General features: G+C 72.0%; 12 protein-coding genes. 10 read left to right on the plus strand and 2 right to left on the minus strand.

Annotated features, from left to right (window positions below; genetic code table 11):
- Nucleotides 1-15: 15 nt before the first annotated feature.
- The 8 genes from ACGFZK_RS22145 (at nucleotide 16) to ACGFZK_RS22180 (ending at nucleotide 8,538) form a co-directional block, all read left to right on the plus strand.
- Complete coding sequence (locus ACGFZK_RS22145) at nucleotides 16-1,125, plus strand: quinone-dependent dihydroorotate dehydrogenase (protein ID WP_393850591.1); 1,110 nt, start codon at nucleotides 16-18, stop codon at nucleotides 1,123-1,125.
- Nucleotides 1,122-1,961: an orotidine-5'-phosphate decarboxylase gene (gene pyrF / locus ACGFZK_RS22150; RefSeq protein ID WP_393850592.1), complete on the plus strand. Its 840-nt coding sequence runs from the start codon at nucleotides 1,122-1,124 to the stop codon at nucleotides 1,959-1,961. The genes ACGFZK_RS22145 and pyrF overlap by 4 nt, the downstream gene beginning before the upstream one ends.
- Before the next feature lie 303 nt (nucleotides 1,962-2,264).
- Nucleotides 2,265-2,588 (plus strand): integration host factor, encoded by a 324-nt coding sequence (locus tag ACGFZK_RS22155; RefSeq protein ID WP_030008746.1) that lies wholly within the window; start codon nucleotides 2,265-2,267, stop codon nucleotides 2,586-2,588.
- 61 nt (nucleotides 2,589-2,649) lie between these two features.
- On the plus strand, nucleotides 2,650-3,213 hold the full coding sequence (gene gmk, locus ACGFZK_RS22160) for a guanylate kinase (RefSeq protein WP_030008745.1): 564 nt from the start codon (nucleotides 2,650-2,652) through the stop codon (nucleotides 3,211-3,213).
- 73 nt (nucleotides 3,214-3,286) lie between these two features.
- Nucleotides 3,287-3,559, plus strand: a complete 273-nt coding sequence (gene rpoZ / locus ACGFZK_RS22165) for a DNA-directed RNA polymerase subunit omega (RefSeq protein WP_004948662.1) — start codon at nucleotides 3,287-3,289, stop codon at nucleotides 3,557-3,559.
- A 159-nt stretch (nucleotides 3,560-3,718) separates the two neighbouring features.
- The gene (gene coaBC, locus ACGFZK_RS22170) at nucleotides 3,719-4,918 is read left to right on the plus strand and encodes a bifunctional phosphopantothenoylcysteine decarboxylase/phosphopantothenate--cysteine ligase CoaBC (RefSeq protein WP_393850593.1); all 1,200 of its coding nucleotides are present in this window, start codon (nucleotides 3,719-3,721) and stop codon (nucleotides 4,916-4,918) included.
- 211 nt (nucleotides 4,919-5,129) lie between these two features.
- A complete protein-coding gene (metK, locus tag ACGFZK_RS22175; RefSeq protein ID WP_393850594.1) occupies nucleotides 5,130-6,338 on the plus strand; it encodes a methionine adenosyltransferase in 1,209 nt (402 codons plus the stop codon).
- A gap of 100 nt (nucleotides 6,339-6,438) precedes the next feature.
- Nucleotides 6,439-8,538 (plus strand): primosomal protein N', encoded by a 2,100-nt coding sequence (locus tag ACGFZK_RS22180; RefSeq protein ID WP_393850595.1) that lies wholly within the window; start codon nucleotides 6,439-6,441, stop codon nucleotides 8,536-8,538.
- A 172-nt stretch (nucleotides 8,539-8,710) separates the two neighbouring features.
- Here the strand turns inward: ACGFZK_RS22180 and ACGFZK_RS22185 are convergent, their stop codons facing one another.
- Nucleotides 8,711-9,259 carry a hypothetical protein gene (locus tag ACGFZK_RS22185; RefSeq protein WP_393850596.1) on the minus strand — a complete coding sequence of 183 codons (549 nt, stop codon included), beginning with the start codon at nucleotides 9,257-9,259 and terminating at the stop codon, nucleotides 8,711-8,713.
- A 249-nt stretch (nucleotides 9,260-9,508) separates the two neighbouring features.
- On the opposite strand from ACGFZK_RS22185, the gene fmt reads away from it, so the two are divergent.
- Entirely contained in the window at nucleotides 9,509-10,453 is a 945-nt protein-coding gene (fmt, locus tag ACGFZK_RS22190) for a methionyl-tRNA formyltransferase (RefSeq protein WP_393850597.1), read from the plus strand.
- Between the two features lie 144 nt (nucleotides 10,454-10,597).
- Nucleotides 10,598-12,073, plus strand: coding sequence for an RsmB/NOP family class I SAM-dependent RNA methyltransferase (locus ACGFZK_RS22195; protein WP_393850598.1), 1,476 nt, complete (start codon nucleotides 10,598-10,600; stop codon nucleotides 12,071-12,073).
- A 332-nt stretch (nucleotides 12,074-12,405) separates the two neighbouring features.
- Here the strand turns inward: ACGFZK_RS22195 and ACGFZK_RS22200 are convergent, their stop codons facing one another.
- The gene (locus ACGFZK_RS22200; RefSeq protein WP_393850599.1) at nucleotides 12,406-14,103 is read right to left on the minus strand and encodes a DHA2 family efflux MFS transporter permease subunit; all 1,698 of its coding nucleotides are present in this window, start codon (nucleotides 14,101-14,103) and stop codon (nucleotides 12,406-12,408) included.
- Nucleotides 14,104-14,154: the final 51 nt, after the last annotated feature.

The raw sequence follows: 14,154 nt of genomic DNA on the forward strand, positions 1-14,154 counted from the left end.
AGGGATTTTCCGACGATGTACAAAACCTTCTTCAACCTGGTCTTCAAGCGGATGGACCCGGAGCAGGCCCACTACCTGGCCTTCCGCTGGATCCGCCTCGCCGCCCGCACGCCCGTGCTGCGCACCTTCGTCGCGGCCGCCCTGGCCCCGCGCCACGAGGAGCTCCGCACCGAGGCCCTCGGCCTGCGCATGCACGGCCCCTTCGGCCTCGCGGCGGGCTTCGACAAGAACGCCGTCGCCATCGACGGCATGTCGATGCTCGGCTTCGACCACATCGAGATCGGCACGGTCACGGCCGAGCCGCAGCCCGGCAACCCGAAGAAGCGGCTCTTCCGCCTCGTGCCGGACCGCGCGCTGATCAACCGGATGGGCTTCAACAACGAGGGCTCGGCGGCCGTGGCGGCCCGCCTGGCGGCCCGTGAGGCCGTCTTCCGGACCGTGGTCGGCGTCAACATCGGCAAGACGAAGGTCGTGCCCGAGGAGGAGGCCGTGGGGGACTACGTCGCCTCCACCGAGCGCCTGGCCCGGCACGCCGACTACCTGGTCGTGAACGTCTCCTCCCCGAACACCCCCGGCCTGCGCAACCTCCAGGCCACCGAGTCGCTGCGCCCGCTGCTGACGGCCGTACGCGAGGCCGCGGACCGCACGGTGACCGACCGCCGCGTACCGCTGCTCGTCAAGATCGCCCCCGACCTCGCGGACGAGGACGTCGACGCGGTCGCCGACCTGGCCCTGGAGCTCGGCCTCGACGGCATCATCGCGACGAACACCACCATCGCCCGCGAGGGGCTGGGCCTGAAGTCCTCCCCGTCGCTGGTGAAGGAGACCGGCGGGCTCTCCGGCGCCCCCGTCAAGGAGCGCTCGCTGGAGGTCCTGCGCCGCCTGTACGCCCGTGTGGGGGACCGCCTGGTCCTGGTCGGGGTCGGCGGCATCGAGAACGCCGAGGACGCCTGGCAGCGGATCCTGGCCGGCGCCACGCTGGTCCAGGGCTACAGCGCCTTCATCTACGAGGGCCCGTTCTACGCCCGCGCCATCCACAAGGGCCTTGCCGCGCGCCTGGCCAACAGCCCGTACGCGACGCTCGCCGACGCGGTGGGCGCCGAGACCCGAAAGGCCACCAAGTGACTGTGACCCCGTTCGGCACCCGCCTGCGCGCGGCGATGGACTCCCGGGGCCCGCTGTGCGTGGGCATCGACCCGCACGCCGCCCTGCTGGCGCAGTGGGGCCTGCAGGACGACATCGCGGGCCTGGAGCGGTTCTCCCGTACGGTCGTCGAGGCGCTCGCCGAGTCGGTGGCGGTCTTCAAGCCGCAGGCGGCCTTCTTCGAGCGGTTCGGCTCCAAGGGCGTGGCCGTCCTGGAGCGGACCGTCGCGGACGCCCGCGCGGCCGGGACCCTGGTCGTCATGGACGCCAAGCGCGGCGACATCGGCTCGACGATGGCGGCGTACGCCTCGGCCTTCCTGGACCCGGCCTCGCCGCTGTTCTCGGACGCGCTCACCGTCTCCCCGTACCTGGGCTACGGCTCGCTGAAGCCGGCCGTGGACCTGGCCCGGGAGTCGGGCGCGGGCCTGTTCGTCCTGGCGCTGACCTCCAACCCGGAGGGCGCGGAGGTCCAGCGGGCGGTCCGGGAGGACGGCCGGACGATCGGCGCGACGATGCTGGCGCACCTCGCGGCGGAGAACGCGGGCGCCGCCCCGATGGGCTCCTTCGGCGCGGTGGTCGGCGCCACCCTGGGCGATCTGTCCACCTTCGACCTGGACATCAACGGGCCGCTGCTGGCCCCCGGCATCGGCGCGCAGGGCGCGACGGCAGCGGACCTGCCGGGCGTGTTCGGCAAGGCCGTGCGCAACGTGGTCCCGAACGTGTCGCGGGGCGTCCTGAAGCACGGTCCGGACGTGAGTGCCCTGCGCGACTCGGCGCGGCGGTTCGCCGACGAGATCCACGAGGCCGTTTCCGCGTAATCGGTCACCTGGGAGAGGCCGGCCGCACTTCCGCGGTGCGGCCTCTCGCGCTTCTTGGCGAAACTCGAACGCTCTTCATCGGACAAAACCGGGGTATTTTGTCCGTGATGTACGGTTCAGTGGAGGCTGACCAGGACTTTTCGTCCGTTCTCGCTGACTGGAGCGGTGATGGCCGCTAGTCTCCGACCAGAGTGAACGTGCAGCGAACGAGTTCCATCGCTGTTCGGGAGCTCGCGAGGTGTGTTGCCTTTGGGTTGCCCACCGGTCCGTATCCGACAGTTCGACATCCGAGGTGACGTAGGCGTGGCTCTTCCGCCCCTTACCCCTGAACAGCGCGCAGCCGCGCTCGAAAAGGCCGCCGCGGCTCGCCGGGAGCGGGCCGAGGTGAAGAATCGACTCAAGCACTCCGGCGCCTCGCTCCAAGAGGTCATCAAGACGGGCCAGGAGAACGACGTCATCGGCAAGATGAAGGTCTCCGCCCTGCTGGAGTCTCTGCCTGGCGTGGGCAAGGTGCGCGCCAAGCAGATCATGGAGCGTCTCGGCATCTCCGAGTCCCGGCGTGTCCGAGGTCTCGGTTCCAACCAGATCGCCTCTCTGGAGCGCGAGTTCGGCAGCACCGGCGCCTGAGGCGTCGACTGAAGTTCTCCCGGCGTTCTCAGGCAGTCCCGAGAACCTGGATAATCGCTCTATGGCAGCAGAGGTTCGTCCGCGGCTGACCGTGCTCTCCGGCCCTTCTGGGGTCGGCAAGAGCACGGTCGTCGCGCATATGCGCAAGGTTCACCCCGAGGTATGGCTCTCGGTGTCGGCCACCACCCGCAAGCCGCGGCCCGGTGAGCGACACGGAGTCCACTACTTCTTCGTCAATGACGACGAGTTCGACAAGCTGATCGCCAACGGCGAGCTGCTGGAGTGGGCCGAGTTCGCGGGCAACCGCTACGGCACTCCCCGCGGCGCGGTGCTGGAACGCCTGGACAACGGCGAGCCGGTACTGCTGGAGATCGATCTCCAGGGCGCGCGACTCGTCCGCGAGTCCAAGCCCGACGCCCAGCTGGTCTTCCTGGCCCCACCGAGCTGGGACGAGCTGGTCCGCCGGCTGACCGGCCGGGGCACCGAATCGGCGGAGGTCATCGAGCGCAGGCTCGCCGCCGCCAAGATCGAGCTCGCTGCCGAGTCCGAGTTCGACACCACCCTGGTCAACACCTCCGTCGAGGACGTGGCTCGTGAGCTGCTAGCCTTGATGGCAGTTGTCTGATCGTTGATCGATGTTTTCCCGTCGTTCGATTCCAGGACGGCCCCATCTTTCACCCATCTTCGGAAGGTAGAGCGTGTCCTCTTCCATCACTGCGCCCGAGGGCATCATCAACCCGCCGATCGACGAGCTGCTCGAGGCTACTGACTCGAAGTACAGCCTCGTGATCTACGCGGCCAAGCGCGCGCGTCAGATCAACGCGTACTACTCGCAGCTCGGTGAGGGCCTGCTCGAGTACGTCGGCCCGCTGGTGGACACCCACGTCCACGAGAAGCCGCTTTCGATCGCGCTGCGCGAGATCAACGCGGGTCTGCTGACCTCCGAGGCCATCGAGGCCCCGGCCCAGTAAGGCTCCGAGAAGTCCTTTCACCACAGGCCCGGCAGAACATCTGCCGGGCCTGTGGTGTGTCATGGGTGGGTACGACGACGAGCAGAGCCGAAGGCGTCGGCCGCGTCGGACACGTCGGCCGCGTCGGACACGTCGCGCAAGCAAAAGGGGTGTGTGTGGATGGGTAAGCCGAAGGTCGTACTGGGAGTCAGTGGCGGGATCGCCGCCTACAAGGCGTGCGAGCTGCTGCGCCGGCTGACCGAGTCCGGCCACGACGTGCGGGTGGTGCCCACCGCGGCCTCCCTGAACTTCGTGGGGGAAGCCACCTGGTCCGCCCTCTCCGGGAACCCCGCCTCCACCGAGGTGTGGGAATCCGTCCACGAGGTGCCGCACGTGCGCATCGGCCAGTCCGCCGACCTCGTCGTCGTCGCCCCGGCCACCGCCGACATGCTGGCCAAGGCCGCCCACGGACTCGCCGACGACCTCCTCACGAACACCCTGCTCACCGCCCGCTGCCCGGTGGTCTTCGCCCCCGCCATGCACACCGAGATGTGGGAGCACCCCGCCACCCGGGAGAACGTGGCCACGCTGCGCCGGCGCGGCGCCCTTGTCATCGAGCCCGCCGTCGGCCGGCTGACCGGCAAGGACACCGGCAAGGGGCGGCTGCCCGACCCCGAGGAGATCTTCGAGGTCTGCCGCCGGGTCCTGGCCCGCGGGGTGGCCGAGCCGGACCTCACCGGGCGGCACGTGGTGATCAGTGCCGGCGGCACCCGGGAGCCCCTGGACCCGGTCCGCTTCCTCGGCAACCGTTCCTCCGGCAAGCAGGGCTACGCCCTCGCCCGGACCGCCGTCGCCCGCGGGGCCCGGGTCACCCTGGTCTCGGCCAACACCGCGCTGGCCGACCCGGCCGGGGTGGACGTCGTACGCGTCGGGACGGCCGTGCAGCTGCGGGAGGCCGTGCTCAAGGCGGCCGCGGACGCCGACGCCGTGGTGATGGCTGCGGCCGTGGCCGATTTCCGGCCCGCCGAGTACGCGGGCGGAAAGATCAAGAAGAAGGACGGGCAGGACCCGGCGCCGGTCGCGCTCGTACGCAATCCGGACGTTCTCGCGGAGATCTCGGCCGACCGGGCCAGGGCCGGGCAGGTGGTGGTGGGATTCGCCGCGGAGACCGACGACGTCCTCGCGAACGGCCGGGCCAAGCTTGCCCGCAAGGGGTGTGATCTTCTCGTCGTGAACGAGGTCGGGGAGGCGCGAACCTTCGGTTCCGAGGAGAACGAGGCGGTCATCCTTTCCTCCGACGGATCCGAGACTCCTGTTCCCTATGGTCCCAAGGAAGCCTTGGCCGAAGTCATCTGGGACCAGGTGGCGGCCCGTCTGTAGCGCGACGCGCCTGGGCCGATTCCCCTTCTCCTGATCACGTCCGTGCGTAAGAATGGGAGTGCCGCAGGTCACACGGCTCCCATAAGGCGAGACGGGTGGTCCCGGAAACGGTGGCGACCGATAAACTGCATCCGGAACGTGATCGGGCGCAGCCTCCGATGTGGTTCCGCCAAATGATCAGCCAGCAGCCGCTGCAACCCCAGGGAGCGTTGTGTCCCGTCGTCTGTTCACCTCGGAGTCCGTCACCGAGGGCCACCCCGACAAGATCGCTGACCAGATCAGCGACACGATCCTCGACGCGCTCCTCTCCGAGGACCCGACCTCGCGCGTCGCCGTGGAGACCCTGATCACCACGGGTCTCGTGCACATCGCGGGAGAGGTGACGACGAAGGCCTACGCGCCGATCGCGCAGCTCGTCCGGGACAAGATCCTCGAAATCGGCTACGACTCCTCGAAGAAGGGCTTCGACGGCGCCTCCTGTGGCGTCTCGGTGTCCATCGGCGCCCAGTCCCCGGACATCGCGCAGGGCGTCGACACCGCCTACGAGAAGCGCGTCGAGGGCGACGAGGACGAGCTCGACAAGCAGGGCGCCGGCGACCAGGGCCTGATGTTCGGCTACGCCTGCGACGAGACCCCCGAACTGATGCCGCTGCCGATCCACATCGCGCACCGGCTCTCCCGCCGGCTCTCCGAGGTCCGCAAGAACGGCACCATCCCGTACCTGCGCCCCGACGGCAAGACCCAGGTCACCATCGAGTACGACGGCGACAAGGCCGTGCGCCTGGACACCGTCGTCGTGTCCTCGCAGCACGCCTCGGACATCGACCTGGACTCGCTGCTCGCCCCGGACATCCGCGAGTTCGTCGTCGAGCACGTCCTGGCCCAGCTCGTCGAGGACGGCATCAAGCTCGACACCGAGGGCTACCGCCTCCTGGTGAACCCGACCGGCCGCTTCGAGATCGGCGGCCCGATGGGCGACGCCGGCCTCACCGGCCGCAAGATCATCATCGACACCTACGGCGGCATGGCCCGACACGGCGGCGGCGCCTTCTCCGGCAAGGACCCCTCCAAGGTCGACCGCTCCGCCGCCTACGCCATGCGCTGGGTCGCCAAGAACGTGGTCGCCGCCGGCCTCGCCTCGCGCTGCGAGGTCCAGGTCGCGTACGCCATCGGCAAGGCCGAGCCCGTCGGTCTCTTCGTCGAGACCTTCGGCACCGCCAAGGTGGACGTCCAGAAGATCGAGGACGCGATCGGCGAGGTCTTCGACCTCCGCCCGGCCGCCATCATCCGCGACCTCGACCTGCTGCGCCCGATCTACGCCCAGACCGCCGCCTACGGCCACTTCGGCCGCGAGCTGCCGGACTTCACCTGGGAGCGCACCGACCGCGTGGACGCGCTGCGCGCGGCCGCCGGCCTGTAGGACCCCCCGTCCCCGGACGGACGCCGTACGGCCCCGGACCTTCTGGTCCGGGGCCGTACGCATGCCGTGACTGTCAGCGGACTTTGGTAAGAATGCTGATGTGAGCAGCGCGAATGAGTCCCCGCCGGAGCAGCTCGCACTGATCCGGGAAATGGTCGCCGAGGCGAAGGCCAAGGCGCCCAAGGCGAAGCCACGCACCTGGCGCGGGGCCGCGCTCGCCGCCGAGCTGCCCGTCGCCCGGATCCTCGTCAACAAGGGTGTGCTCCACCTCGACCAGCTCTGGGACTACGCCGTCCCGGAGGAGCTCTCCGAGGCCGCCCAGCCCGGCGTCCGCGTCCGCGTCCGCTTCGGGGCCGGCTCCCACCAGGTGCACGGAGGCCGCCGAGAGGGCGGCGGCCTCATCGACGGGTTCATCGTCGAGCGCCGCGCCGAGTCCGACTACAACGGGGCACTGGCCGCCCTCGCCCACGTGGTCTCGCCCGAGGTCGTCCTCAGCCCCCGCATGCTCGCCCTCGCCCGGGCCGTGGCCGACCGGTACGCCGGCAGCCTCGCCGACGTGCTCCAGCTCGCCCTGCCCCCGCGCAATGCCCGTGCCGAGGCCAAGCCCTCGCCCGAGCCCCTGCCCCCGCCCGCCGCCCCCGAGCCCGGCGGCTGGGAGCGGTACGGCGCCGGCCCCGGCTTCCTGCGCGCCCTCGCCACCGGCGGCACCCCGCGCGCCGTGTGGACCGCCCTGCCCGGCCCCGGCTGGGCCGACGAACTCGCCCGGGCCATGGCCGCCACCCTGGCCTCCGGCCGCGGCGCCCTCGCCGTGCTCCCGGACGGCCGGACCGCAGCCCGCGTCGACGCGGCCCTGACCGCCCTGCTCGGCGAAGGACGGCATGCCCTGCTGACCGCCGAGTCGGGACCCGAGAAGCGCTACCGCCAGTGGCTCGCCGTGCACCGCGGCGCGGTGCGAGCCGTCATCGGCACCCGGGCCGCGATGTTCGCCCCCGTACGGGACCTCGGGCTGGTCGCGATCTGGGACGACGGCGACTCCAGCCACAGCGACGACCACGCCCCCTTCCCGCACGTGCGGGAGGTACTGGAGCTGCGCGCCGTCAGCGACGGCTGCGGCTTCCTCGCGGGCAGTACGAGCTGCACCGTTGAGGCCGCCCAGCTGGTCGAGACCGGCTGGGCGCGGCCCCTGGTCGCCGACCGCGAGACCGTACGGGCCTGCGCGCCCCGGATCCGGACCGTCGGCGACGAACTGCTGGCCCGCGACGAGGCGGCCCGGGCCGCGCGCCTGCCGAGCCTGGCCTGGGAGACCGTACGGGAAGGGCTGAAGACGGGCCCCGTACTGGTCCAGGTGCCGCGGCGGGGCTATGTGCCCCGGCTGGCGTGCGAGCGGTGCCGCACCCCCGCCCGCTGCACGGTCTGCGCGGGACCGCTGGAGGCCCCCGACGAGCGGGACCTGCGGTGCGGGTGGTGCGGGAGGGACGAACCGTCCTGGCACTGCGAGGAGTGCGGGTCGTTCCGGCTGCGGGCCCAGGTGGTCGGCGCGCGGCGCACCGCCGAGGAACTGGGGCGGGCCTTCCCGGCCGTACCCGTCCGGACCTCCGGGCGCGACCACGTCCTGGACGAGGTGCCGGACCGGCCGGCGCTGGTGGTGTGCACCCCGGGCGCCGAACCGGTGGCCGCGGGCGCCGGGTACGCGGCCGCCCTGCTGCTCGACGGCTGGGCCATGCTCACCCGGCCCGACCTGCGGGCGGGGGAGGACGCGCTGCGCCGCTGGATCGCGGCCGCCTCCCTGGTCCGCGGCGACGGGCAGGTCGTGGTGGTCGCCGAGCCGACGCTGCGGCCGGTCCAGGCGCTCGTGCGGTGGGACCCGGTGGGCCACGCGGTGCGGGAGCTCGCGGAGCGGGCCCAGCTCGGCTTCCCGCCGGTGTCCCGGATGGCGGCGGTGGCCGGGCGGGGCGAGGCGGTGGAGACCTTCCTGACCGGAGCCGGGCTGCCACCGGACGCGGAGATCCTGGGGCCGGTACCGCTCCCCGGGCGGCGCGGGGAACCGTCCCCCGGGGAGCGGGCGCTGGTGCGGGTCCCGCCGGGCAGCGGCGCGGCCCTGGCCGCCGCCCTGAAGTCGGCGCAGGCGGCCCGTATGGCCCGTGGGGCTCCGGCGGCGGAGGCGGTCCGGGTGCGGATCGACCCGCCGGACATCGGCTGACCCGGACCCCGAGGGGGCGACGCCGTCGCCGGACGCTTCGCCGGACGCTTCGCCGGACGAGGAAACCCCCGGTGGGACGACCCGTACGGTCGTCCCACCGGGGGCGGAATCAGGCGCGGCGCGCCGGGCCGGCCGGCCGTCGGGTGTCGGCGTCCCGGCGGCAGGACACCCCTCAGCCGTTGCGGGGGCCGGGGAAGGCGGGGGAGCGGGGAGCCTCTCCCAGAGCCCGTCCGGGAGCGCCCCCGGCAGCGGCCTGGGCCTCCTCGCGCACCGGCTGCGGCGGCATCGAGCGGGCGGCCGGGACGGTCGGCAGCGGCCCCATCGTCCGGGTGGCCGTCCCCTCGGTCAGCGGCTCCGCGGATTCCGCGGACTGCGCCCGCCGGGCCCCGTAGCGGCGGTGCACGGCCTGCTTGGTGACACCGAGCGCCGAGCCGACCGCGTCCCACGAGAAACCGAGCGAACGGTCGAAGTCCACCGCGGCGGTGACCAGCGTCTCGACGCTGTCCCGAAGCTCCTGCGCGAGGCGGACGGTCGGCGCGGGCGCCCGGCCGTAGACGACGAAGCCCGTGGAGGGACCCGATCGGCGCGGGCGGTACACGTTGCCGAGCTGGGCGGTGAGCGTACGCAGGGCATCCACCTGCCGGCGAACCCGCTCGATGTCCCGTACCAGGAGGTGCAGGCTGGCCCGGGCTTGAGCGTCGTGGGTGGCGTGGTCGGCCATGAAGAAGCCTCTCGAACCGGTGCTGAAGGGCGGATCGGGCCGCTGACACCGTTCACACGCGGCCCGTTTTGGTCAATCTCTCTTGACCAACGCGCCACCGGTCGCCCAGGTCACGCTATGGGGGCGTGTCGGCATATGCGAGAGGCGCGCGCGTGTGCGTACGCCCCCTCAACACCACAGGTGGGCGGCCCGACCGGCGCCCCATAGACTGGTGCGCTGCTGACAGCCGAGATAGCGAGGTAGTCCCCAGTGAAGCTCGTCTTCGCAGGCACCCCCGAGGTCGCCGTACCCGCCCTGGACGCCCTGATCGCCTCCGGGCGGCACGAGGTCGCCGCCGTCGTCACCCGGCCCGACGCACCGGCCGGCCGCGGCCGCCGGCTCCTCGCCAGCCCCGTCGCCGAGCGCGCCGAGGAGGCCGGCATCGAGGTGCTCAAGCCCGCCCGGCCCCGCGACCCCGACTTCCAGGCCCGGCTGCGCGAGATCGCCCCGGACTGCTGCCCGGTCGTCGCCTACGGCGCCCTGATCCCCAAGACCGCCCTCGACATCCCCCGGCACGGCTGGGTCAACCTGCACTTCTCGCTGCTGCCCGCCTGGCGAGGAGCCGCGCCCGTCCAGCAGTCGATCATGGCGGGGGACCAGGTCACCGGCGCCTCCACCTTCCGGATCGAGGAGGGCCTGGACACCGGCCCCGTCTACGGCATCCTCACCGAGGAGATCCGGCCGACCGACACCAGCGGCGACCTGCTCACCCGGCTCGCCTTCGCCGGCTCCGGACTGCTCGCCGCCACCATGGACGGCATCGAGGACGGCACCCTGCGCGCCGTCGAGCAGCCCCACGACGGCGTCTCCCACGCACCCAAGATCACCGTGGACGACGCCCGGATCGACTGGACCGCCCCCGCCATGCGCGCCGACCGGGTGGTGCGCGGCTGCACGCCGGCGCCGGGCGCGTGGACCGTCTTCCGCGGGGAGCGGCTCAAGCTGATCTCGCTGGGCCTGGTGCCCGACCGTACGGACCTGGAGCCGGGTGCACTGGCCGCGGCCAAGAACAACGTCTACGCCGGCACCGGCTCGCACGCCGTCGAGCTGCTCTGGGTGCAGCCGCAGGGCAAGAAGCCGATGCGGGCCGCCGACTGGGCGCGCGGGGTGCGGATCGCTCTCGGCGAGCGGCTCGGCGGAGCCGACGTAGGCTGATCGGTGGGACGTCCCGGCGCGGACGCCCCGGCGAACCACCCGTAGGACGCGCAGCATCCGCAGCACCCGCAGCACCCGCAGCATCCGCAGCACCCGCAGAAGTCGTAGCACTCGTAGAACTCGTAAACCCGGAGCACCTTTCACGTGAGCGAACAGCCCCGTCAGCCCCGTCGCAAGCCTGCCCCCGCAGGCGCGGGTGGCAAGCAGGCCAGGCCGCACCGCCGGCCCCAGAAGGACCCCGTCCGGATGCTGGCCTTCCAGGTGCTGCGGGCGGTGGACGAGCGCGACGCCTACGCCAACCTCGTCCTGCCGCCGCTGCTGAAGAAGGCCCGCCAGGACGAGAAGTTCGAAGCGCGTGACGCGGCGCTGGCCACCGAGCTGGTGTACGGGACGCTGCGCCGCCAGGGCACCTACGACGCCGTCATCAAGGCGTGCATCGACCGGCCGCTGCGCGAAGTGGACCCGCCGGTGCTGGACGTGCTCTCGCTCGGTGCCCATCAGCTGTTGGGCACCCGCATCCCCACGCACGCGGCGGTGTCCGCGAGCGTGGAGCTGGCCCGCGTGGTGCTCGGGGACGGGCGCGCGAAGTTCGTGAACGCCGTCCTGCGGAAGATCGCCGCACACGACATGGACGGCTGGCTGGAGCGGGTCGCCCCGCCCTACGAGGACGACGCCGAGGAACACCTCGCGGTGTACCACTCGCACCCCAGGTGGGTCGTCACCGCCCTGTGGGACGCGCTGGGCGGCGGCCGCGCGGGCATCGAGGACCTGCTGGAGGCCGACAACGAGCGGCCCGAGGTGACCCTGGTCGCCCGCCCGGGGCGCTCCACCCCGGAGGAACTGCTCGAGGCGGTCGGCGAGGACTCGGCGCTGCCGGGCCGCTGGTCCCCCTACGCCGTCCGGATGGCCGAGGGCGGCGAACCGGGCGCGCTGGCGGCGGTCCGCGAGGGCCGCGCGGGCGTGCAGGACGAGGGAAGCCAGCTGGTGGCCATGGCCCTCGCGGCCGCGCCCGTCGAGGGCCGCGACGAGCGGTGGCTCGACGGCTGCGCGGGCCCGGGCGGCAAGGCGGCGCTGCTCGCGGCGCTCGCGGCGCAGCGGGGGGCGTTCCTGCTGGCCTCGGAGAAGCAGCCGCACCGCGCACGGCTCGTGGAGCGCTCCCTCGCGGGCAACCCGGGCCCGTACCAGGTCATCGTGGCCGACGGCACCCGCCCGGCATGGCTGCCGGGCTCCTTCGACCGCGTCCTGATGGACGTCCCGTGCTCGGGGCTCGGCGCACTCCGCCGCCGCCCGGAGTCCCGCTGGCGCCGCCGCCCGGAGGACCTGGAGGGCTTCGGGCCGCTCCAGCGCGGGCTGCTGCGCGAGGCGCTGTCGGCGGTGCGGGTGGGAGGCGTCGTGGGCTACGCGACGTGCTCGCCGCACCTGGCGGAGACCCGGGTCGTCGTGGACGACGTCCTGAAGGGCCGCGGCGTCGGCAACTCGCCGGTGTCCGCCGAACTCATCGACGCCCGGCCGTTCATGGCGGGCGTCCCCGGTCTGGGCGACGGCCCGGACGTCCAGCTGTGGCCGCACCTGCACGGCACGGACGCGATGTACCTGGCCCTGCTGCGCCGCACGGCCTGACCCACGGCCTGGCCCACGGCCCGACGCCCCCCGCGATGACATCCACCGCGGGGGGTGCCCCGTACCCGCGGGCTGTCGCGGGCCTGTCTGTCAGGGGGCGGCGGCACACTGACGCCGTGAACCCCTCTGCGCCCACCGCTGCCCATGCGTCCCACAGCCCCACCGTCTGGACGGAGTCGATGGGCGGCCCTCTGATCGTCGCCCCCGAGCCGGCGTTGGCCGCGTGGTACGGGTACACGGAGTCCGGGGTCATGGCGGGGGACGCCACCACTCCCATCGATCATGATCGTGTGACGAGCTCTACAGCACTCTGCGACTTGTGGAGACGGCCTTCAGGAAGCGCGCGTCTGCTGGACGTCAGCGCCGGCGTCCGCGCCGCGGGGAGCACTTTCGTCCCCGCCCCACTGCGGCGCGTCCGGCTTGCGCTTTGGGATGAGGAAGGTCGCTAGCATGCCGAGCACCAGCAGCGCGGCGCAGGTGTAGCCGTTGATCTGGACGCCGTGGGACATGGCGTCCCGGGCTGCGTCGGCGGCCGCGGCCGTCTTGGGATTCTGGCTCAGCCCGGGGATCATGGCGCCCGCGCTGTCGGAGACCGCCCAAGAGAGCTTGTCGCCCCCGGGGAATCCCTGCTGGGCGAGCCGCTCGGACAGGTCGGAGTTCAGGGCGGTGAAGAACGTCGAGGTCAGGATCGCGATGCCGAGCGCGGACCCGAGCTGGCGCGCGGCGCTCTGGATTCCGGAACCCTGGCCGGCCTGCCCCGCCGGTACGTCCGCCAGGACGACGTTGGTGACCTGCGCGGTGGCGAAGCCGACCCCCATGCCGTACAGGAAGAGGGCCATGGCGATGACCCACCACGAGGAGTCACTGCTCGCCAGCAGACCGAACATCAGCAGACCGAGCGCTTCGAGCACCAGGCCGATGCGGACCAGGCCGACCGGGCCCGTCTTCTCGGCCATGCCGAAGCCGGCACCGCTCGCGAAGAAGCTGCCGACCGCGACGACGAAGACCATCAGACCGGTCTGGAGCGCGGAGTAGCCCAGGGTGTACTGGAGCCACAGCGGCAGTACGGCCAGGATGCCGAACTCGGCAAGGGCGATGATCAGCGTCGCGAGGTTGCCCGTGCTGAAGGACTTGATGCCGAACAGCGAGGTGTCCATCAGCGGCGCCGTGCCGTTCTTCCGCGTGCGCCGGACCTGCAGCTGGAGGAAGAGGACCAGGCTCACCACGGAGATGACCAGGGTGACTGGGACGACGGAGAGGTTTACCCCGTCACCGAAGGGCCCGAGGTCCTTGCGGGGCTCCCACCAACCGTAGTTGCGTCCTTCGATCAGGCCGAAGGCGAGGAGCCCGAGACCCACCACCGACAGCACTCCTCCTGCAACGTCGATCCTGCCCGACTGCCGGGGGGACCGCTGGAGGAACTTCAAGACACCCGCGAGGATCAGCGCCACGACGAAGATGTTGATGCCGAAGGCCCACCGCCAGGAGAACTCGGCGAGCCAACCGCCCAGCAGCGGTCCGACCGCGGCGGCAGCACCGATCGTGGATCCCCAGATGGCGAAGGCCTTGCCACGGTTGGGGCCTCGGAAGGTCATGTTGAGCAGCGCCAGGGACGTCGGCATGACGATCGCGCCACCGATGCCCTGCGCAGACCGGCTGATGGTCAGGAACTCCCCGTTCGGCGACGCCGCCGCGGCGATGCTCGCCAGCCCGAAGGTCACAGTACCGATGATGAACAGGCGTCGTGCTCCCACGATGTCCGAAAGACGCCCCATCAGCAGGAGGAGGGCGGCCAGGATGATCGCATAGGACTCCTGGACCCACTGGGCACCGACCGCGGAGATCTTCAGGTCGTCGATGATCGGCGGCATCACCACGTTGACAATGGTGAAGTCCACGACCACCAACGCCACACCGAGGGAAATCGCGACCAAACCCAGCCAAGCGTCCCGAGGGGCCGATGAGGAACGAGTTGGATGTTCAGACACTGCGTTCTTCCGATCTTCTCGATGCAACGCACCCGGTGACATGCCGAGGGCGAGTACTGGAGCAGGGGGACGTGTGCCCCCCGAAGCAGAGGC

It is taken from the genome of Streptomyces sp. NPDC048257, from assembly GCF_043201855.1.
Taxonomy (GTDB): Bacteria; Actinomycetota; Actinomycetes; order Streptomycetales; family Streptomycetaceae; genus Streptomyces.